17 protein-coding genes are annotated in these 19341 nt (G+C 54.9%); 6 read left to right on the top strand and 11 right to left on the bottom strand.

From position 1 onward, the window contains the following. Positions 1-3 precede the first annotated feature (3 nt). Positions 4-378 (bottom strand): hypothetical protein, encoded by a 375-nt coding sequence (locus MELB17_RS07105; RefSeq protein ID WP_007349496.1) that lies wholly within the window; start codon positions 376-378, stop codon positions 4-6. Beyond that, a complete protein-coding gene (locus tag MELB17_RS07100; protein WP_007349495.1) occupies positions 344-1132 on the bottom strand; it encodes a CbbQ/NirQ/NorQ/GpvN family protein in 789 nt (262 codons plus the stop codon). Before MELB17_RS07100 ends, MELB17_RS07105 begins: the two co-directional genes overlap by 35 nt. 207 nt (positions 1133-1339) lie before the next feature. Between MELB17_RS07100 and MELB17_RS07095 the strand changes: the two genes are divergently transcribed. Further along, the gene (locus tag MELB17_RS07095) at positions 1340-2194 is read left to right on the top strand and encodes a cytochrome c oxidase assembly protein (protein ID WP_007349494.1); all 855 of its coding nucleotides are present in this window, start codon (positions 1340-1342) and stop codon (positions 2192-2194) included. 28 nt (positions 2195-2222) lie between these two features. Further along, positions 2223-2840, top strand: a complete 618-nt coding sequence (locus MELB17_RS07090) for an SCO family protein (protein WP_007349493.1) — start codon at positions 2223-2225, stop codon at positions 2838-2840. Between the two features lie 45 nt (positions 2841-2885). Here MELB17_RS07090 and MELB17_RS07085 read toward each other — a convergent pair whose 3' ends face one another. Further along, entirely contained in the window at positions 2886-3377 is a 492-nt protein-coding gene (locus tag MELB17_RS07085) for a universal stress protein (protein ID WP_007349492.1), read from the bottom strand. Then, a complete protein-coding gene (locus tag MELB17_RS07080) occupies positions 3367-4968 on the bottom strand; it encodes a BCCT family transporter (protein ID WP_007349491.1) in 1602 nt (533 codons plus the stop codon). Before MELB17_RS07080 ends, MELB17_RS07085 begins: the two co-directional genes overlap by 11 nt. Positions 4969-5127: 159 nt before the next feature. Between MELB17_RS07080 and MELB17_RS07075 the strand changes: the two genes are divergently transcribed. Continuing rightward, a complete protein-coding gene (locus MELB17_RS07075; protein ID WP_007349489.1) occupies positions 5128-6075 on the top strand; it encodes a cation diffusion facilitator family transporter in 948 nt (315 codons plus the stop codon). On the opposite strand, the gene MELB17_RS07070 is transcribed toward MELB17_RS07075, so the two are convergent. Next, complete coding sequence (locus MELB17_RS07070; RefSeq protein ID WP_007349488.1) at positions 6072-6989, bottom strand: AEC family transporter; 918 nt, start codon at positions 6987-6989, stop codon at positions 6072-6074. The two genes, MELB17_RS07075 and MELB17_RS07070, sit on opposite strands and share 4 nt — an antisense overlap. 228 nt (positions 6990-7217) lie before the next feature. Between MELB17_RS07070 and MELB17_RS07065 the strand changes: the two genes are divergently transcribed. Beyond that, positions 7218-7931: a Crp/Fnr family transcriptional regulator gene (locus MELB17_RS07065; protein WP_007349487.1), complete on the top strand. Its 714-nt coding sequence runs from the start codon at positions 7218-7220 to the stop codon at positions 7929-7931. Between the two features lie 24 nt (positions 7932-7955). On the opposite strand, the gene MELB17_RS07060 is transcribed toward MELB17_RS07065, so the two are convergent. Continuing rightward, positions 7956-8519, bottom strand: coding sequence for a Yip1 family protein (locus MELB17_RS07060; protein ID WP_007349486.1), 564 nt, complete (start codon positions 8517-8519; stop codon positions 7956-7958). 142 nt (positions 8520-8661) lie between these two features. After that, positions 8662-9624, bottom strand: a complete 963-nt coding sequence (locus MELB17_RS07055; protein WP_007349485.1) for a 2-hydroxyacid dehydrogenase — start codon at positions 9622-9624, stop codon at positions 8662-8664. 166 nt (positions 9625-9790) lie between these two features. Here MELB17_RS07055 and MELB17_RS07050 point away from each other — a divergent pair, with 166 nt between their 5' ends. Both MELB17_RS07050 and MELB17_RS07045 read left to right on the top strand, forming a co-directional pair. After that, positions 9791-10945 carry an NnrS family protein gene (locus MELB17_RS07050; RefSeq protein ID WP_007349484.1) on the top strand — a complete coding sequence of 385 codons (1155 nt, stop codon included), beginning with the start codon at positions 9791-9793 and terminating at the stop codon, positions 10943-10945. 229 nt (positions 10946-11174) lie between these two features. Next, positions 11175-12767, top strand: coding sequence for a hypothetical protein (locus tag MELB17_RS07045; protein ID WP_007349483.1), 1593 nt, complete (start codon positions 11175-11177; stop codon positions 12765-12767). 160 nt (positions 12768-12927) lie between these two features. On the opposite strand, the gene MELB17_RS07040 is transcribed toward MELB17_RS07045, so the two are convergent. The 4 genes from MELB17_RS07040 to MELB17_RS07025 all read right to left on the bottom strand — a co-directional run bounded on the left by MELB17_RS07040 (position 12928) and on the right by MELB17_RS07025 (position 19238). Next, on the bottom strand, positions 12928-13908 hold the full coding sequence (locus tag MELB17_RS07040; RefSeq protein ID WP_007349482.1) for an NAD(P)H-dependent flavin oxidoreductase: 981 nt from the start codon (positions 13906-13908) through the stop codon (positions 12928-12930). A gap of 132 nt (positions 13909-14040) precedes the next feature. After that, positions 14041-15843: an acyl-CoA dehydrogenase gene (locus MELB17_RS07035; protein WP_007349481.1), complete on the bottom strand. Its 1803-nt coding sequence runs from the start codon at positions 15841-15843 to the stop codon at positions 14041-14043. 60 nt (positions 15844-15903) lie between these two features. Further along, on the bottom strand, positions 15904-17088 hold the full coding sequence (locus tag MELB17_RS07030; RefSeq protein WP_007349480.1) for an acetyl-CoA C-acyltransferase: 1185 nt from the start codon (positions 17086-17088) through the stop codon (positions 15904-15906). Positions 17089-17144: 56 nt separating this feature from the next. Then, the gene (locus tag MELB17_RS07025; RefSeq protein ID WP_007349479.1) at positions 17145-19238 is read right to left on the bottom strand and encodes a 3-hydroxyacyl-CoA dehydrogenase NAD-binding domain-containing protein; all 2094 of its coding nucleotides are present in this window, start codon (positions 19236-19238) and stop codon (positions 17145-17147) included. Positions 19239-19341 lie beyond the last annotated feature (103 nt).

Here is a 19341-nt window from a genome sequence, read left to right as displayed (position 1 = left end):
GAGTCAGAGCCACCGAGCCGGAAATAAAGGCCTCTTATCAGAGATGGCTTGCGCCAAAGAAACCATTCCCCAAAGCACAAAGCCAGTGTGCAACGCGATGGCCCACACCAGGGCAAAGGTCCCGAAATGCCCTACATCGGTGAAGAACGTCCAACTGATAGCAACGCCCGAACTGATCAAAGTGAAGCCGATTAGCGACATATAAAGAGCCGCTCGCGTGTGAGCACGGCGCAGTTCGTTAACCCCGGAACTTCCGACATACATCCAGAGCAAGATCACAAAACCGATAACCGGCATTGCCAATAAATTCAGCAGGTACCAGATAACCGGTACAACCGCTCCGCTAGCGGGTTTCGTCTGGGCGCCCGAATACTGCATATACCACCTCCATTAAAGAACTGACTGTTGCTTCGTCGTCTGAAAGCGGCTCAATCATGCCCGCGCGACAGGCGACCGCTGTTGGCAAACCGGCCCGTATCAGCAGAGCTGTGTGAATCAGCAACCGCGTGGATGCGGCTTCTTCCAGATCGTGGTCTTTTAGGTTACGCAGCGCTGTTGCCAGGCTAACCAGTTGCTTTGCCAGGTCGCGGTCACAACCGGATTCTTCCATCACGATGGCTTGTTCTATCTCCGCCGAAGGATAATCAAACCGCAGCGATACAAATCGTTGGCGGGTGCTTGGTTTCATGCCTTTCAACAGACTTTGATAACCCGGGTTATAGGACACAACCAGCATAAAACCCGGTGCTGCCGTCAGCAGCTCACCGGTGCGCTCAATCGGCAGCTCGCGGCGGTCGTCCGCCAGCGGGTGCAGTACAACCGTGGTGTCTTTGCGCGCTTCTACGACTTCATCCAAATAACAAATGCCGCCTTCACGAACGGCACGGGTCAGCGGGCCGTCCTGCCAGTAGGTGCCTTGCGGGCCAATCAGATGCCGCCCCACCAAGTCAGCTGCCGTCAGATCGTCGTGGCAGGCGACGGTATAAATCGGTCGGTTCAGTTGTTCGGCCATATAACGAACAAAGCGGGTTTTCCCGCAACCTGTTGGACCTTTGATCAGAACCGGCAGACCGTTATTCGCGGCGGCATGGAAGAGTTCAATTTCATTACCTACAGGGTGGTAAAACGTCATCTGCAGAAATCCTTAGTGACTGGCGCAATCTATAAAATTCATATTTAATACTGGTTTAAAAGCCCGCTCTTCACAACCTATTTTTGGTGATACCTAAGGTTAGGTAGGCTGTCTACTTGAATTAAAAACAACGACGATCAACAATCTACCCAGGAAAACAACGAATTCGCGCCAGCGCTTGCAACAAAGCCATTTCGAGTCGCACTTATGAACGGCGTCAAAGCCCTGCTGCCTTACGATTTTTCACCCCTGACCATCGCCAGTTATGCGCTAGTGTTGGCGCTTTATGGCGTGGCGCTTCTACGCATGCCCGATAGTGAGCGCCCGGGCCCCGGGCGCATTGTCACCTTCGTGGTCGGCGTGATGTTGTGTTACGCGGTGATGCAAACCGCTTTCGATTACTATTCCCAATACATGTTTTTTGTACATCGGGGTCAGCATCTGATTCTGCACCACCTGGGCCCGTTTCTGATCGCCCTGTCTAACCCGTTACCGGTAATGCGTTTCTGGGGCCGAAAAATCCCTCGCAGCACGCTGCCGTGGCTAGCGCCCGTGCGGCTGAGCTACCGCGTTTTACAACATCCGGTCGTAGCGCCAGTGTTGTTCGTGGGCCTGGTTTATTTCTGGCTGTCGCCCAGCATCCACTTCGACGCCATGCTAAGCCGCCAGCTGTACTGGGTCATGAACTGGAGCATGCTGTTAGATGGCCTGCTGTTCTGGTGGCTGATACTCGATCCCCGTTCCCCTTACATATCCAACGCTCTGGGCTACGGCAAACGAATGCTGCTGCTGGCGTTGGTGGCGGTTCCGCAAATGCTGCTAGGCGCCTGGATCGTGTTTTCACGGGGCATGGTGTACGACGTTTACGAGGTGTGCGGCCGCGCCTGGCCGCTGGCGCCAGAGACCGACCAGCTACTTGGCGGCTTGCTGACCTGGATTCCGCCGGCGATGATGAGCGTGCTGGGTATTCTGATTATTTTACGCCGGGCCATGTACGAAGATGGCCGTTACCCAAAACAGGCCACAGCGCTGACCCAACCATCAGGGCACATGAACACCTGAGAGAAACACTCGAGAGGAACATACCGTTATGCCGACTTTTATTTCAGGTACAAGAATCGCCGCTCTGATAGCGCTATTGCTCGCTACCTTCGCCCTGGTTGGCTGTGATCAGAGCGTCCGTGAATGGCACGGCAAAGACATCAGCAATTTAATGCCGCCTTTGGAATTCGAGCTTATAGACACCCAGGGCGAAGCAGTAAACGCCAGCGACTCTGAAGGCCAGGTGCGATTGGTGTTTTTTGGTTTCACCCATTGCCCGGACATTTGCCCCACCACGCTGGCAAGGCTATCCCAAGCCGTAGACAAGCTGCCGGAAAACGAGCGTGAACGGGTAACCATTATGTTTGTCAGCGTAGACCCGAACCGGGACACACCTGAACAGATTGCCGCCTACACCCAGTTCTACGGTGACCGGATTGCCGGCGTGACCGGCAGCGAGCCCCAGCTAAGGCAGCTGGTAAAGCGCTATCGCACCACCTTCGGTTACGACGAGCCGGATGAGAACAACAACTACAATGTGTCTCACAGCGCCGGTGTGTATGTGTTCGATACTCGTGGTAAGGCGCGGCTGTTGTTAAGGCCCGACCTGACCGTGGCGCAAATTCGTGATGACATTAGCGCGCTGGCCCAGGAGCGCCGATCCTGAAGCGGTTGTTAAAATCAACCCTGAAGCCGGGCCTGAAACAGATGATCAGCGGTTTTCTTCGGCCTCTTCATTGCCAGACGGTGTACTGCTGGCCCCGACGCTTTGGGCCACAGCTACAAACGGCATGACCAATACTGCGCAGGGCGCATTCACGGTAACGTATTCCACCGTAGCCCTGCGCAGCGGCCAGAGTCCCCCCGGGCCGCGGGACACCAATAGCAACAAATCGACCTCAGCCTGTGCCGCCAGCGCCACCAGCTTTTCCGAGGGTGTACCGCACATCACGTGTAAATGCGCAGCCTGGTTCATCGGCAGGTATTTGCGCGCCAGCAGGTTCAGTTTGTCCCGCACCACCTTCTCGCGGTCTTCCGGAGTATCGTCACTCACGTGAGGAAAAAATCCTGCCTCGCCCGGGCTGAACACGCTGGCCAGATGCAGCTCGCCGCCCTCAGCCAGCAAACGAACGCCTTCGGCCAACGTGCGCTTGGCTTCGTCGTCGTCTTCGGTGTCAATCGCCAACAATATTTTATGAAACATCGTGATGCTCCTGTTTAACGTCTTTGTTAGATGACACAGGCGCATAGGCACGGCCTTGCACCAGTTCATCAACCGAATAACCGCGGCTGTCTGCGCGCAACGCTCTGAACAGCGACACCGCCATAAAAATCAGCAAAATGCAGAACGGCAATCCCAGCGCCGTAATCACATTCTGCAACGCATCTAACCCCCCTGCCAGCAGTAGGCTTGCCGCCACCACGCCTTGGGCTGCAGCCCAGAATATGCGCTGGCGCACCAGCGATGGCTGATCGTCACGGCGGGTCAGCATGTCAATCACCAGCGACGCGGAATCTGACGAGGTGGTGAAAAAAATCACGATAATGATGATGCTCAGCGATGATGAAAACTGCGCAAAGGGCAAAGCTTGCAAAAAAGCAAAAATGGCGACGGCTGGGTTTTGCTCAACCTGCGCGGCCAACGCGACCTGGCCGTTCATCTCTACGTGGATGGCCGACAAACCAAACACCCCAAACCACACCAGGGTGAACACCGTGGGGGCGAGCAACACACCCGCAATAAATTCGCGGATGGTGCGGCCGCGGGAAATTCGCGCAATAAAGATGCCCACATAAGGCGCCCAGGAAATGGTCCAGGCCCAGTAAAACAGCGTCCAGTTGCGTTGCCAGTCGGTTTCGCTGAAGGTTTCGGTCCAGAACGCCAGCCATGGCAAAGCGTCTAAATAGTCACCTACGCTTTGCACCATGCCTTCGGCTATAAACACGGTTGGCCCCACCACCGCCACAAAAATCACCAGCGTGGCAGCTAGCACGATGTTCAGCTGCGACAGGCGACGTACGCCCTTATCCAGCCCCAAGGCCACCGACACCGCGGCAATACTGGCAATAACCGCAATTAACATCACCTGTACAGAACCGGATACCGGCACGCCCAGCAAATAATTCAAACCGCTGTTTAACTGCAACGTGCCCAGGCCTAACGACGTTGCTACCCCGAACAAAGTGCCCAGCACCGCAGTCACATCTACCGCCCAGCCCAAAGGCCCGTTTATTCGGTCACCTAAAACCGGATAGAACAGACTGCTGATGCGCATGGGTAAGTGATGGCGATAGGCAAAATAAGCGATGGCGAGGCCGGGCATGGCGAAAATCGTCCAGGTGTGAAGCCCGAAGTGGTACAAAGATAGGGCCATCGCATCGCGGGCGGCACGGTCACTGCCGGGGAGCACATCCGAAAATGGTGGGTTGGCAAAATGCGACACCGGCTCGGCCACGCCCCAGAACATTAAGATGGTGCCAATACCGGCGGCAAACAGCATGGTAAACCAGGTCAGGTTGGAGTAATCCGGCCGCGAGTCGTCTGCACCCAGGCGAATCGCGCCGAAGCGGCTAAACGCCAGACCCAGCAGAAACACCAGCAAAAAACTGACGGTGGCGATGTAAAACCAACCCAGATTGCGCGCAACCCAGGCCGTCAGACCGCCAAAAAAACCGGCTACTGCCTCATCAAAGGGAATAGCCAAAGCTACAAACAACACGGCAATACCTGCCGAGGTAAAAAACACCCCCGGAATGGTCTGCAATCCCAGCAGGCGCTGCAGCCGGTTTAGCACGATGTTTCTCCTTATGGCGTGTGCAAAGCTTTGCTAGCTACCATACCATGGACCAGTAGGTGAAAAGCTCCTGAGCTGCTTGTCCCTGAGGGCTCTTGACCTGTGTTGCCATCACCTCACGTCAATCGGTTTACCCACAACCGACAGAGCTTCTTTTTTATGCGCAATCACAATCAGGCGCACAGCCACAGTCATGGCCACAGCCACGCCGACCATTTCAACACTCACAATCGCGCCTTCGCCATAGCCGTTGCGCTGAATCTGGGGTTTGTGATTATCGAGGTGGTATTTGGCGCGCTGTCCGGGTCACTGGCCTTGTTGGCGGATGCCGGACACAACCTGAGTGACGTGCTGGGTTTGCTCATGGCCTGGATCGCCAGTTGGCTGGCCGGGCGTAAAACAACCGAACGCAACACCTATGGCTTGAAGAAAACCACCATTCTGGCGGCCCTGTTCAACGCCCTGTTTCTGATTGCTGCAGTGGGCGGTATAGCCTGGGAGGCCATACGCCGCTTTGGCGACCCGGCCGAAGTGGCTGGCATGACCGTCATCGTTGTGGCGGGCATTGGCGTGCTGATTAACGGTGTGACCATGCTGCTGTTTCTGAAGGGCCAGAAAGGCGACCTGAATATACGCGGCGCATTTCTGCACATGGCAGCAGATACCGTGGTATCTGTAGGCGTGGTGGTTGCGGGCGTGCTGATTATGGCGACCGGCGCAAACTGGATTGACCCGGTGGTCAGCCTGGTGATTGCCGCGGTGATCTTCATCGGCACCTGGCAACTGCTGAAGGATTCTATCAGCCTGGCCATAGACGCCGTTCCGCGGACTATAAACCCGGCCAACATTGCCGACGCGCTCAGCCGCTTACCCGGCGTGGAGTCTGTGCATCATTTGCATATATGGGCTTTAAGCACCACCGAAAACGCGCTGACCGTGCATCTGGTAAAACCCGACAGTCGCGACGATGACGATATTATCCAACAAGCCAACCGCATGTTGGCGCAGGATTTCAATATTGCTCACGTCACCATTCAATGGGAACGCAACCACAGCCGCTGCCCCAACAAGATTGATGACGATGTTGACGCCGGAGCCGGCACCTAAAACGCCAGCGCCACCATTAACGGAATGGTTATCAGGGCCACTACCGTAGACAACAGCACTGTACCGGCGGCCTGTTTTACCGATGTGTCCAGCATGGTGGCGATTACCACCGTATTGGCCGCAATCGGAGTGATGGAAATCAGGAAAATGGCTTTATGCACAGCATCTGAATAGATCCCCATATGGGTCGCATCCAGCCACCAGAAGGCACTGGCCAGCAACGGCCAGGATACAAACTTGCCGAAAAATGCCAGAGCAGTGAAACGCAGGTCGCCCGCCAGCCCACGAAAGCTGGATATGCTCATGCCGATGATCATCATGCCCAAAATACTGTAGGTGCCGCGCAAATTATCAAACAGCGGTTCGAACACCTGCGGGATTCCAACGTCCGACAGATTCAGCATTACCGCCAGCCCAAACGCATACACAGACGGCAACCGTGCCACCCGTTTGAGCGCGTCGGGCACGCTGTAACGGCCGCGGGCCGCCAGATAAAAGCCCACCGAGCTTTCGTACAGCGACGTGCCCAGCATGCACACAATATAGAGTGCCAGCCCGTCCTCGCCGAATAGCAGCAACGCCACCGGCACGCCAAAATAGCCGGCGTTGGGGCTGCCCACGCACAACGGCATAATCGCAGCGCTGCTATCGCCAATCCAGCGGCGGGCCAATGCCTGGTGGGTAATGCCCAGAAAACTGCAAAAACCGAACACCAGAAACGGCAACAAAATAATTTCGGTGGACAAGGGTGCCGCCATTACGCCGGAAAACACGATAGACGGCGTTACGATATACAACATGATGCCGGCAATGTGACGGCCACTGGCTTGTAAATAGCGCCCGGCCAGCCAACCCAGTACCACGGTGACGTAGAGCGGTGTCAATTTGAAGAAGAGCGCCAACGCCGCTGCCATGAAAACTCCATCCCGATTCTTGAAGCGGGCAAGTCTAGCACCGCATTCACCCCAAGACAGCTCGGAAAAGCTATACAGAGCTGAACTATTACCGGATTTTTGCGTATTTAAGACATCGTGATTAATACCAAACTGAAATTATCAAACGTTAACGATCAGAGTCATTTTAAATACACGTTTTCTGCTAGGCTGTTTGAGTAATTGCATAAATGAGGAGGAGGCAACGCCATGAACAGTATTTTTCTGCCGGATATGTCCTCACCGCCTTGCCTGTTGTCAGAGCAACATCCGGATATGGTTAAGATGCCGCACACGCCCCCCGAAACGATTTTGCTTAACAGCTTGAGCCGGGTTTTTGGTATCCGCCTGAGTGACAACAAGACGGCGCCAGAAAGCCTGCTTCTGAGTGATTTGGCCGGCTTATTCACCGTGCGCAGAATCGATGCTGAAACTGTGATGGAAAAACACGATCGCCCTTGGGCCAATGTTTATCTGATTCAGTATGGCGTGGTGCGTATGTTTCGCGAAACCGCAAGCGGTAAGGTAGCCATTCATCATTTTTTTTCGGAAGGCGATATTATTTGGCCGGTGTTCGGTCGCAGCCGCACCGTGCGAAATACCTTATGTCTGAACAGCAGTATTCCCGTCACCGCATGGGTGGCAGATTTCGCTGCATTCCGCTCGGAAGTGCAAAGCCACGGTGAGGGCCAATGGCCCAAATTTGCGCTGGCACTGACAGAAGAACTGGCCGAATTAGCCAGTATGCGCGAGTTTCGAAAACACACCATGCCCGCAAGCGAGCGCTATGCGCTGATGCAGGAAGAGTACCCGGAGCTCACAAAACGGGTGCCAGACAACCAGTTGGCTGCCTGGCTCGGGGTTGTACCCGCTACCTTCTCGCGCCTGAAAAGCGCGGCGTCAGGTCACCGTAAAAACAGCTAGAACACATCACCGCGGCTGGCTCAATCAGAAAGCCCACACCATAACCATCAACAACGCCCAAGCCAGAAATGACGCTGCCATCACCGTATAGGCAGCGGACATGGCTTCGACGTCTGTATCCGGGCTGTTGCTCAGTGCATTCAGCCCGTGGTAAATCAACGTGCACGACAATCCCATCGCGATAAATACCACCACCACGTTGAATGCCAAAGACGGCACCAGTAAAGCCAGCGAAGACAGCCAAAGGGGCACGGGCGCAATAGCTGCGACCAGATACGCGTCGGCGTAATTGATAGCCGTGTCTTTACCGGCGACGACAGAATGAATCAGCCAGCCCATTACGAAAAAGGTCAGCAGCTCGGCAAGAAACAGGATAGTGGTGATGAAGCGCCATTCTTTACCGGCAAAGCCGGCCATAAAATGTTCGTCGTAGTGGCTGCCGGCGTAATACAGCAGCACCGGTGGCAACAGGGATAAAGGCAGCACCAAGGCCCAGGCCAACAGTGGAATGGATAGCTGACGGCGCTGCAGTTCGTGCCAGGCGCCATTACTGTGGAAGGGTAATTGCAAAAGCATGGTCAGGTTCATGGCGAATCTCCGTGCGACAGCATCAAAGTATGATGCATCTGAGATCTATGTAGACCCGTAGACCGGCTGTCAGCAAGGCACTGAGATGACCTAGATCAAGTCGCCTACTCTGACACCCGTTTCTATAATTACCGATGAACCCTTAAACCACCTGCCGCACAGGCTTCCCGGAACGAAATGCTGCCGCATTTTCTGCCACCTGACCCACGATCCGCTGCCGCGCCTCCTGGCTACCCCAGGCAGTGTGTGGTGTCACAATCAGCCGTGGAATATCCTGCGCCAGTAACACGTTGCCATCCACCGGAGGCTCTTGGACCAGCACATCCGTTGCCGCTCCACCCAGGTGGCCCCGGCGCAGCGCAGCAGCCAAGGCCTGCTCGTCAATCAAACCGCCTCGGGCGGTGTTTACAATGAATGCGTGGGGCTTCATCTTCGCCAACTCCGCCTCGCCGATCAGGTGCCGGGTGTTTTCATTCAACGGGCAATGCAGCGTAATGGCATCGGCCTGCTGCAGTACCTCGTCCAAACTTAGCCGTCCTGCTTTTGGCAAACGACCCGGTAGATTGGCGGCAATCACCCGCATACCCAAAGCTTCGCCCAGGCGCGCTACCGCGCGGCCAATCTCACCGCTGCCCAGAACACCCAGGGTTTTTCCATCCAGCTCCACAATCGGAAAATCCAGAAAGCAGAAATGGCTAGACGTTTGCCAACGCCCCTCTCGAACCGCGCTCTGATAGTCCGGCAGACGTGTCGCCATCGCTAGCAGCAACATCAGCGTGTGCTGGGCAACGGTGGCGGTGCCATAGCCCTGGCAATTACACACCGTAACGCCGGCTTCTTCTGCGGCTTGCAAATCCACATTATTCAATCCCGTAGCCGCAACCAGAATCAGCTTCAGAGCCGGGCAAGCCTTCAACACATCGGCACTGAGAACCACTTTATTCACAATCGCCACTTGCGCGCCTTGCAGGCGCGGAATGATCTCGGCAGAAGATGTGTGCTCGTAGCAGTCTAGTTTTGAGAACACATTGCGCAACGGTTCCAGGTCAAGATCGTTCTGGTTCAAAGACGTGACATCAAGAAAAACAGCGTTAAATGCAGACATGGTTGAACACCTGAAAAGTTAGAGCGTGAATTATCGGCCGCGGAGCTTGGGGCTGCAACATTGCGCCTATCCTACTTACTAGTAGCAACCTGGCGGATATATCGACTACAACGGCTCAATTTTAGTAACCTTAGCACTTGCGACCAAACACTTTGTGGATGTTCTAATGCCAACCTTTCGCCCCCAGGCTTTCTGGCTGTTTTTCCCCGCCGCAGCGCTTCTGGCCGCTGCCGCGGTGCCGCTGTCGGTATGGGCGGTGCTAGGCGGCGGTGGCTGGCCTGCGGGGCTTCTGAATACCGGTCATGGCCACGAAATGATTTTTGGCTTTGCCCTGGCATTGATTGCCGGCTACACCTTGGGACGGCAATCGCCAGAGCGCCTGTATCTGTTATTTGCTTTGTGGCTGGCGGCAAGAATCAGCTGGTGGTTTATGCCAGGCACCCTGTTGGCCAATGCGCTCAGCCCGGCGTTTGCCCTGGCTTTGGCTGCCGTGGTGTTGCCGCGATTTCACGCCGCCAAAAAATGGCGCAACAAAATGGTAGGGCCACTTATCGGCATGCTGGCAATCATGGCGGTTGCATTCGGCCTGAGCCGCACCGCTATCTGGCAAAGTGAAGTCGCGGAGGTAGGCCCATTTCGCATCATGCACGCGGCGATTATTGGCCTGTTATTGCTGATGACGTTTATGGGCGGGCGCATATTGGCGCCTTCGGTGGCCAACACGCTGGATAAAAAAGGCGTCGCCTTGAGTGCTCGCCTGCAACCGCGGGTGGAAGGTACGTTAATTATTCTGTTGGCCGCAGCCTTACCTTTTTCCCTGATACCTCCGCTGCGGCACGCGGCCGGGGCCTTGTTGGTTGCAGCGGCCCTGATCACCGCCGTCAGACTCGCACGCTGGAAGCTCTGGCGCTGCCTGGAACGGCCCGATCTAATGGTGTTCGCAGTGGGTTACAGCTGGCTGGTGGTCGGCGGCCTACTCTCCGGTATTGCGCTATTGAGTGGGCGTCCGATGAGCGCCAGCCTACACCTGATTACCATTGGCGCGCTGGGTACACTGGCCGGCAGCGTAATGCTGAAGCTGGCCTGGCAGCGTGCTTGCCGCCAATTGCCGCCAGCGAACCGCACAGTACCATTAGCTATTGCTATCGCCGCAGCCACCTTACTGCGTTTTGTGGCTGGGACCGAACCCTTCAGTCATCCACAGATACTGTGGTGGTCGGCTGCGTTGTGGGCCGGCGTGTGGCTGCTGATGGTGTTTGAACTGCTGCGACTGGGCAAAATGGCCCGGCAACGATTGGCTACCTCTACTGCGTCAGCCTGACCCAGAAACTACCTAACGCTAGGTATTACTATTCCAAGTCTATGATTTATATATACAAAAAAATACACTCACAGGCGTAAAACGTCTTTTAAAAACTCCCTCCAGAGTACCGTTCCTCGTCCTTGATTTTTCTCAAGTCTGACTGCCCACCGCTCTCTGCACAATGGTGCCAAGTAGCCTGCTAGCGCTTTTGCGCGCCGGCAAGCCGGGTATCATAAGGAGCACAATTATGGGCAAACTCAACGGCGACATTGAACACTGGGATGTCGAAAACGAAACCTTCTGGGAACAGACTGGCAAGAGCGTTGCTTCGCGCAACCTGTGGATCTCTATCCCCAGCTTGCTGATGGGTTTTGCGGTATGGCTGATGTGGGGCATGATCACCACCCAGATGAAGAACCTGGGTTTCCCCTTTACCATCGACCAGCTCTTTACCCTGTCGGCCATTGCTGGCCTGGCCGGCGCGACGCTGCGCATCCCCGCCTCGTTCATGATCAAGATTGCGGGTGGCCGTAACACGGTATTTCTGACCACCGCACTGCTGATGATTCCGGCGGCCGGCACCGGGTTTGCCTTGATGGACCCGGATACGCCATTCATTGTGTTTCAGGCTCTGGCGCTGCTATCCGGTATTGGCGGCGGTAACTTCGCCTGCTCGATGAGCAACATCAGTACCTTCTACCCCAAAAGCAAGCAGGGCTACGGCCTGGGCATGAACGCCGGCCTGGGTAACTTTGGTGTAACCACCATGCAGGTGGTGATTCCGCTGGTAATGACCGTGGGCATTTTTGGCGCCCTGGCCGGTGACCCAATGGCGCTGCAGAACCCCAGCGGCACGCTGATTGGCCGCATTGAGGCCGGCACCGATACCTGGATTCAAAACGCCGGCTTTATCTGGCTGGTGTTTCTGGTTCCGCTGGCGTTTTTGGGCTGGTTTGGCATGAACAACCTGAAGGTGGTTACCCCAAACCCGGGCTCGCCTGTGTCTGCCTTTGGCAAAATTCTGGGCCTGTATGGCGTAGGTTTGGCCACCTCCGTGGCGGGCGTATGGGCGTTGAGCGTAATGAATATGTGGCTGGCACTGCCGCTGACCATTGTGCTGACCGTTGTGCTGCTGCGACTGATCCCGGGCGATATCAAGCCCAGCATCAAAAATCAATTCGCGATTTTCAGTAACAAGCACACATGGTCAATGACCGTTCTGTACATCCTGACTTTTGGCACCTTCATCGGCTTTTCTGCCGCATTGCCCCTGTCTATCAGCGTCATCTTCGGCAATATGATGGATGTGGCCGCAGACGGCACCGTTACTCGCATTGTGAATCCTGATGCACCAAGTGCACTTACCTGGGCGTGGATTGGCCCGCTGGTAGGCGCGTTAATTCGCCCGGTGGGCGGCTGGATTTCCGACAAGGTCGGAGGTTCTATTGTTACCCAGATCATCTCGGTGATTATGGTGATTGCATCCGTGGCCACCGGTTACGTGATGATGCTGGCCTACAACTCCACCGATCCCAACAGTCTGTTCGCGATCTTTATGATTCTGTTCGTGGTGATCTTCGCCTCCAGCGGCATCGGCAACGGCTCTACCTTCCGTAGCATCGGCTACATTTTCGACCAGCAGCAGAAAGGCCCGGTACTGGGTTGGACCAGCGCGATCGCCGCCTACGGTGCCTTCATTGCGCCCAAGCTACTGGGTCAGCAGATTCAGGCTGGCACCCCAGAGTACGCCATGTACGGCTTCGCAGTGTTCTATACCCTTTGCCTGGTGGTGAACTGGTGGTTCTACTTGCGCAAGGATGCTTATATCAAGAATCCTTAAATGTGATTGGTTTTAGCGAAAACAGATGTTGCCCCCACAGGTCGAAACGCTTATTTAACGATAAGGCAGACTTCCTGGACTGGGGGCAAACTTCTTTACTTTACCGAGTTAAAACTCCGTCTTCGGGGATATCAGGCCGATTTCTCCAAGTCACTCACATTCAATTGTCCAGGAACCGGGCTAGCCGCTGGCGCACGATCGACTCTGTTTCTGCCATGATGCGTTGAATCAGCTCATCACAGCTCGGAACATCGTGAATAAGCCCCGCAACCATACCGCAGCTCCATGCCGCTTCATCCATCTTGCCCTCCTGAAGAACCAAGCGACCTTTGGCTCCGGTCACCAAATGACGGATATCATCAATGGTTTCAGACTCGCCCTTTTCTTTTTCAATCCGCTCAATTTCCTGCACAGCGGCATTGTTCATGACCCTTTCCGTATTGCGCAGATTACGCATAATCAGGCGGGTTTGAAGCTCATCAGCTTCAACAATCGCTCGCTTGACGTTATCGTGGATTGGGGCTTCTTTGGTCGCCAAAAAGCGGGTGCCCATATTCATGCCTTCAGCCCCCAGAGCCATCGCAGCTACCAGGCTGCGCCCGTCGGCCATACCGCCGGAAGCGACAAACGGGATGATCAGTTCGTCGGCTGCCCGGGGTAGCAGGATAAAGTTCGGAATATCGTCCTCTCCAGGATGCCCGCCGCATTCAAAACCATCGACACTGACAGCATCACAGCCAATTTTTTCTGCTTTCAGTGAATGCCGCACAGAGGTACATTTGTGAATAACCTTAATCCCGGCAGCCTTTAGCTGAGGCATATACTGTTCTGGGCTACGCCCCGCTGTTTCAACGGCTGTTACACCACCTTGAATAATAGCGTCGATATACTCCAGATAAGGAGGAGCATTAAATGAGGGTAGAAAGGTCAGGTTTACGCCAAAAGGCATATCCGTCATCTGATGACAGCGAGCAATCTCCCGCGCTAGATCTTCCGGCGTAGGCTGCGTCAATCCGGTAATGATACCCAGGCCACCGGCATTGGAGACAGCCGAGGCCAGCTCGGCATAACCTACATGGTGCATACCACCCTGGATGATGGGGTAGCGGATGCCAAACAATTCCGTAATTCGGGTCTTCATAGCGGGTTTCCTCTTTTGTCGTTAGAGTGGATTTAAACTCCGGCCCGATGCTCTCTCTAGCGGCCATTTTTTCGACCTATCTTGACCGGCAGACCACCGTTTCTGCTTTTCCCCATTATCCCGTTCAGGTATCTAGAACTGATCTTCAAGAATCTCCAGCGCAGTGGTATCAACAGCTTTCAGCAGTTCTGCGGTGCTCAGTACACCGGATAGTTCGTAGCGGGCGAAGTACTCGCAGGTTTTTATTTTACCTTCGTAAAACGCAGCCGTTTGCTCACCGTGGCCAGCCAACCCGGCAATGGCTGCGAGCCCTTGTCGAAGCCAGAGCCAACCAACCACAACTTGACCAAAGGCATCGAGATAAAGCGTGGCATTCGCCAGAGCCTTCTCTTTTTCACCCTTGGTTTTCTCGCCGTTAATCACCTCTGTAGCGTCCGTTATTGCCTTCATCGCCTGTTCAAGACGATCAGCAGATTCTGCAAGCCGTGATTCCTGCCGGGCTGCAGCAATGGTTGCGTCGAGGCGCAACATCAGCTCCTTATAAAACCGGCCGCCAGCCATGGAAACCTTTCTGCCCAACAGATCAATGCCCTGAATGCCGTGAGTCCCTTCGTGGATTTGGTTCAGGCGGTTGTCCCGGTAAAATTGTTCTACAGGGTATTCCCGGGTGTAGCCATAACCACCGTGTACCTGAATCGCCAGGCTGTTGGCCTCCAGGCAATAGCGCGAAGGCCAGGATTTGATCACCGGAGTCAGTAAGTCGAGCAGGCCTGCAGCCAAGTTACGCTGATCATCGGTGGCGGCTAATTTTTTCTCATCCACCAGCATCGCACCCTGCAGGCATAAGGCCAACCCGCCTTCCACGTAAGATTTCTGGGCCAGCAGCATGCGGCGAATATCCGGGTGACGAATCAATGGCACCTGCGGTGCGCTTGGGTCTTTTTCCCCGATGGGCCTGCCCTGACGGCGCTCCCGAGCATATTCCAACGCGTGCAGATAACCGGTGTAGCCAAGCATGACAGAGCCTAAGCCAACACCAATACGGGCCTCATTCATCATATGGAACATCGCCGCCAGGCCGTTGTTGGCCTCGCCCACCAGGTAGCCGGCCGCACCGTCCTTTTCACCAAAGTTGAGCATGGTGGAGGTGGTGCCCCGGTACCCCATCTTGTGAATCAGACCCGCCAGCGCAACATCATTCCGCTCACCGAGGCTGCCGTCTTCATTAACCAGAATCTTCGGCACCAAAAACAGGGAAATGCCCTTAACACCCAAGGGCGCGCCCGGCAAACGAGCGAGCACCATGTGAATGATGTTCTCACTTAATTCGTGGTCGCCACCGGAGATGTAGATCTTGTTGCCGAACAGGCGATAGGTTCCGTCCGGCTGTGGCTCCGCGCGGGTACGCAGGTCTCCGAGAGAAGAGCCCGCTTGAGGTTCTGTCAGGCACATAGTGCCAAAGAACCGACCGGCCATCATCGGCTCAGCGAAACGGACCTGCTGTTCCGGCGAGCCCTGCACCATAATCAGATTAGCCGCAGCAATTGTCAGGCCGGCATAGCCTTGAGTGCCAACGTTAGCGCCTTTCAGCATACCCACACACATCTGAGCCACGGCCGCCGGCAACTGCATGCCACCACGGTGATAATCCTGGCCAGCCGCCATCAACCCGGTGTCTCTCAACACGCCCAACGCTTTTTTTACTTCCGGGCGCATCTTAACCCGGCCGTTTTCAAAGCGCGGCTCTTCCTCGTCAACCAGGCGCGCATGGGGAGCAAACTCCTCTGCGGCAACCTTTAACGCCAGCTCAAGCGCGGCCTGAAGGGTTTCACGGCTGTGATCAGAATAGCGAGTAAAGACGAGAAACTGCTCTACGTTATGAAGTTCGTAAAGCTGGAACGCCAAGTCCTGTGGGTTGATGATCTTTTGCTGCACGTTTTGACACCCTCGTAATGCTTATTGTTTTGACGGTTAGCTATCGGGTGCTGTTTGCCGTCAAACCACTTCAAACAAGCCTGCAGCACCCTGGCCACCACCAATGCACATGGTCACCACAACGTATTTGGCGCCGCGACGCTTGCCTTCAATCAAGGCATGGCCGACAAGGCGAGAACCCGTGACACCGTAAGGGTGACCGATAGAAATAGAGCCACCGTTAACATTCAGTTTTTCCATCGGAATACCTAAACGATCACGGCAGTACACAACCTGAGACGCGAATGCTTCGTTCAACTCCCAAAGGTCGATGTCATCCATGGTCAGGCCGTTACGCTCCAGCAGACGAGGAATGGCGAACACCGGGCCAATACCCATCTCGTCCGGCTCACACCCTGCTACTGCAAAACCACGGAAAATACCCATAGGCTCGATATTATTTTTCTCGGCATAGGTGCTGTTCATCACCGTGCACACAGACGCACCATCAGACAGCTGACTGGCATTACCTGCCGTGACAAAATTGCCCTCACCACGCACCGCTTTCAAACTCTGCAGACCTTCAAGCGTCGTGCTCGGGCGGTTGCACTCGTCGCGCGTAAGAGTGACGTCTTTCTTACTTACTTCGCCGGTTTCCTTGTCTTTAACCAGCATCGTCGCGTCGAACGGCACGATCTCATCGTCAAACCTGCCGGCTTCCTGCGCGGCAGCCGTTCGCTGCTGGGAGATCAGGGCGTATTCGTCCTGAGATTCACGACTGACGTTATAGCGCTGAGCTACGATATCAGCCGTTTCAATCATCGCCATGTACAGCTCAGGCTTATTCGTCATCAGCCATTCGTTGGTCGCATGAAAGCTATTGAACTTATCGTTCTGAACCAAAGAAATAGACTCCACACCGCCAGCCACCATCGCCGGCACCTTCTCCGAAACCACACGCTGCGCCGCAATAGCGATAGACTGAAGGCCAGAGCTGCAAAAACGGTTGATCGACAACCCTGCAGTCGTCACCGGCAAGCCGCCACGAATAGCCGCCAGGCGAGCCATATTTCTGCCCTGTGCGCCTTCTTGAAAACTTGCGCCGAGAATCACATCCTCAACGATAGCGGGGTCAATACCTGCACGCGCAACGGCGTGTTTGATCACATGCCCTGCAAGATCCACACTGTGGGTGTTGTTCAAAGCGCCCCGATAAGACTTGCCAAGAGCGGTACGTGCGGTAGAAACAATAACGGCGTCTGACATAAAAGTTACCTCGAAATAAAAATAGAGTGCCTGCCGGTTAAAGGTAGTTAGCAGACTTACAAGTCGCCGAATTTCTTTCCATCAGCAACCAACTGCTTGAGCAAATCAGCAGGTTTCCACTGTTCACCACCAACATCACCATGGTACTTCTCCACCGCCGCCAGAATCAGATCCAGACCAACCTGATCCGCCCAGAACATCGGGCCACCACGGTAAGCCGGGAAACCATAGCCGTAGATCCAGACCACATCTATATCCAGAGCGCGGTCAGCTACGCCCTCTTCCAGAATCTTGGCTGCCTCATTCACCATCACATACATGCAGCGCTCAAGAATTTCCTGATCCGTAATTTCACGTGAACTAATACCCTGTTCGTTACGGAAATCTTCAATGACCCGCTCCACTTCAGGGTCAGGAACAGGTGTGCGGCTGCCCTCTTCGTACGCGTACACACCTTTCATGGTTTTCTGGCCAAGACGATTCTGCTCGGCAAGCTTATCCATCCAGCTGGGCGCTACCTGCTCGCCGGCATTGCGAAGCTCTTCACGAATCCGATAACCGACATCGATACCCGCCAGATCAGACATCGCAAACTGCCCCATGGGATAGCCCAGATCGGTCAGCACCTTGTCGACCTGTTGCGGTGTAGCGCCTTCATTGACCAGAGTCATGGCTTCAGCACCACGCCTGTGCAGCATGCGGTTGCCAACAAAGCCGTGGCAATTGCCAACCAGCACACCCACCTTCTTTATCTTCTTGGCGACCGCCATCACCGTGGCTTTCACCTCATCAGAGGTTTTACTGCCGCGAACGTTCTCCAGCAGCTTCATCACGTTGGCCGGACTGAAGAAATGCATACCCACAACGTCTTCCGGGCGACGGGTGGCAGAGGCAATTTCGTCGATATCCAGAGTAGAGGTGTTCGACGCCAGAATAGTGCCGGGCTTACAAATACCGTCCAGCTTCGCGAAGATCTCTTTTTTGACCGCCATGTTTTCAAACACAGCCTCGATCACCAGATCCACGCTTTTGAAATCGTCATAACTCAGGCTACCGGTGATCAGCGCTGTCCGGTCTTCGACTTGCTGCTGGGTGAGGCGTCCCTTTTTCGCTGAGTTTTCGTAGTTCTTGCGGATAATGCCCAGCCCTTTATCCAGAGCTTCCTGCTTCATTTCCACAATGATGACGGGAATACCAACGTTGGCAAAGTTCATGGCAATACCACCGCCCATGGTACCCGCGCCAATAATACCGACGCTGTTTACATCGCGTACCGGCGTATCTTTTGACAGCCCTTTAACCTTAGAAACTTCGCGCTCGGCGAAGAACGAATGAATCTGGCCAGCACGCTGGGGTGAGTCCATGCATTCCGTAAACAGCTCGCGCTCACGCTTCATGCCCTCAGCAAACGGCAGGTCAAACGCCGCTTCAATCGCGTCTACACACTTGAATGGCGAAAACTGACCGCGAGCCTTTTTTTGCAGGACGGCGCGGAACTGGTCAAATACATCGCTGCCCTTATCGGCCGCAATCTTATCCTTTAGATCACGGACCCGACGCACAGGTTTGCCCTCATCCGCAATCTGCTGCGCATAAGCAAGGCCTGCGGCTTTAACATCCTTACCGTCATCAACGACATCCAAAATACCCAGTGCCAGGGCGTCTTTGGCTCCGACAAACTCACCAGACGTAATTATTTCAAGCGCTTTCTGCGCGCCGGTCAGGCGTGGCAAACGCTGAGTGCCGCCGGCTCCCGGCAACAGGCCAAGCTTGACCTCCGGTAGACCAATTTTTGCACTGTTCAATGCAATCCGATAATGGCAACCAAGAGCCATTTCCAGCCCGCCACCGAGCGCGGTGCCGTGAATAGCCGCAACAAGAGGCTTGTCACTGTTTTCATAGGTCTCGACTAGCTCGGGAAGGCCCGGCTTCTGCATAGGTTTGCCAAACTCACGGATGTCCGCACCCGCGATAAAGGTTCGGCCTTCACACACCAGCAACAGCACCTTGGCTTCGGAGTCTTCCTGGCCTTGCTCCAGCGCGGCGATCAAGCCTGAGCGCACCGCATGGCTGAGGGCATTAACTGGCGGATAGTTCACTGTAATAACGCCAATATTGCCTTCACGACTGTAAGTTACGACCTCAGACATACACCCTCCATCAATTTATATGGAATTTAGTTTTAACAAGCGAAACACAACTCCGATTTAATACGCATTTTCTCCGGGTTTCAACCACCATTTAAAATTGGAC

The sequence above is a fragment of the Marinobacter sp. ELB17 genome (assembly GCF_000169375.1).
GTDB lineage: Bacteria > Pseudomonadota > Gammaproteobacteria > Pseudomonadales > Oleiphilaceae > Marinobacter.
Note: the sequence above shows the minus strand (reverse complement) of the source record. Positions and strands in the feature narration are given on the sequence as shown.

Excerpts from the sequence above, each read along its gene's own strand:
- MELB17_RS07050 (WP_007349484.1), top strand. The coding sequence starts at position 9,791 with ATGCCAACCTTTCGCCCCCAGGCTTTCTGGCTGTTTTTCCCCGCCGCA.
- MELB17_RS07040 (WP_007349482.1), bottom strand. The coding sequence starts at position 13,908 with ATGAAGACCCGAATTACGGAATTGTTTGGCATCCGCTACCCCATCATC.
- MELB17_RS07105 (WP_007349496.1), bottom strand. The coding sequence starts at position 378 with ATGCAGTATTCGGGCGCCCAGACGAAACCCGCTAGCGGAGCGGTTGTA.
- MELB17_RS07055 (WP_007349485.1), bottom strand. The coding sequence starts at position 9,624 with ATGTCTGCATTTAACGCTGTTTTTCTTGATGTCACGTCTTTGAACCAG.
- MELB17_RS07060 (WP_007349486.1), bottom strand. The coding sequence starts at position 8,519 with ATGAACCTGACCATGCTTTTGCAATTACCCTTCCACAGTAATGGCGCC.
- MELB17_RS07045 (WP_007349483.1), top strand. The coding sequence starts at position 11,175 with ATGGGCAAACTCAACGGCGACATTGAACACTGGGATGTCGAAAACGAA.
- MELB17_RS07100 (WP_007349495.1), bottom strand. The coding sequence starts at position 1,132 with ATGACGTTTTACCACCCTGTAGGTAATGAAATTGAACTCTTCCATGCC.
- MELB17_RS07075 (WP_007349489.1), top strand. The coding sequence starts at position 5,128 with ATGCGCAATCACAATCAGGCGCACAGCCACAGTCATGGCCACAGCCAC.
- MELB17_RS07025 (WP_007349479.1), bottom strand. The coding sequence starts at position 19,238 with ATGTCTGAGGTCGTAACTTACAGTCGTGAAGGCAATATTGGCGTTATT.
- MELB17_RS07095 (WP_007349494.1), top strand. The coding sequence starts at position 1,340 with ATGAACGGCGTCAAAGCCCTGCTGCCTTACGATTTTTCACCCCTGACC.
- MELB17_RS07070 (WP_007349488.1), bottom strand. The coding sequence starts at position 6,989 with ATGGCAGCGGCGTTGGCGCTCTTCTTCAAATTGACACCGCTCTACGTC.
- MELB17_RS07030 (WP_007349480.1), bottom strand. The coding sequence starts at position 17,088 with ATGTCAGACGCCGTTATTGTTTCTACCGCACGTACCGCTCTTGGCAAG.
- MELB17_RS07085 (WP_007349492.1), bottom strand. The coding sequence starts at position 3,377 with ATGTTTCATAAAATATTGTTGGCGATTGACACCGAAGACGACGACGAA.
- MELB17_RS07090 (WP_007349493.1), top strand. The coding sequence starts at position 2,223 with ATGCCGACTTTTATTTCAGGTACAAGAATCGCCGCTCTGATAGCGCTA.
- MELB17_RS07065 (WP_007349487.1), top strand. The coding sequence starts at position 7,218 with ATGAACAGTATTTTTCTGCCGGATATGTCCTCACCGCCTTGCCTGTTG.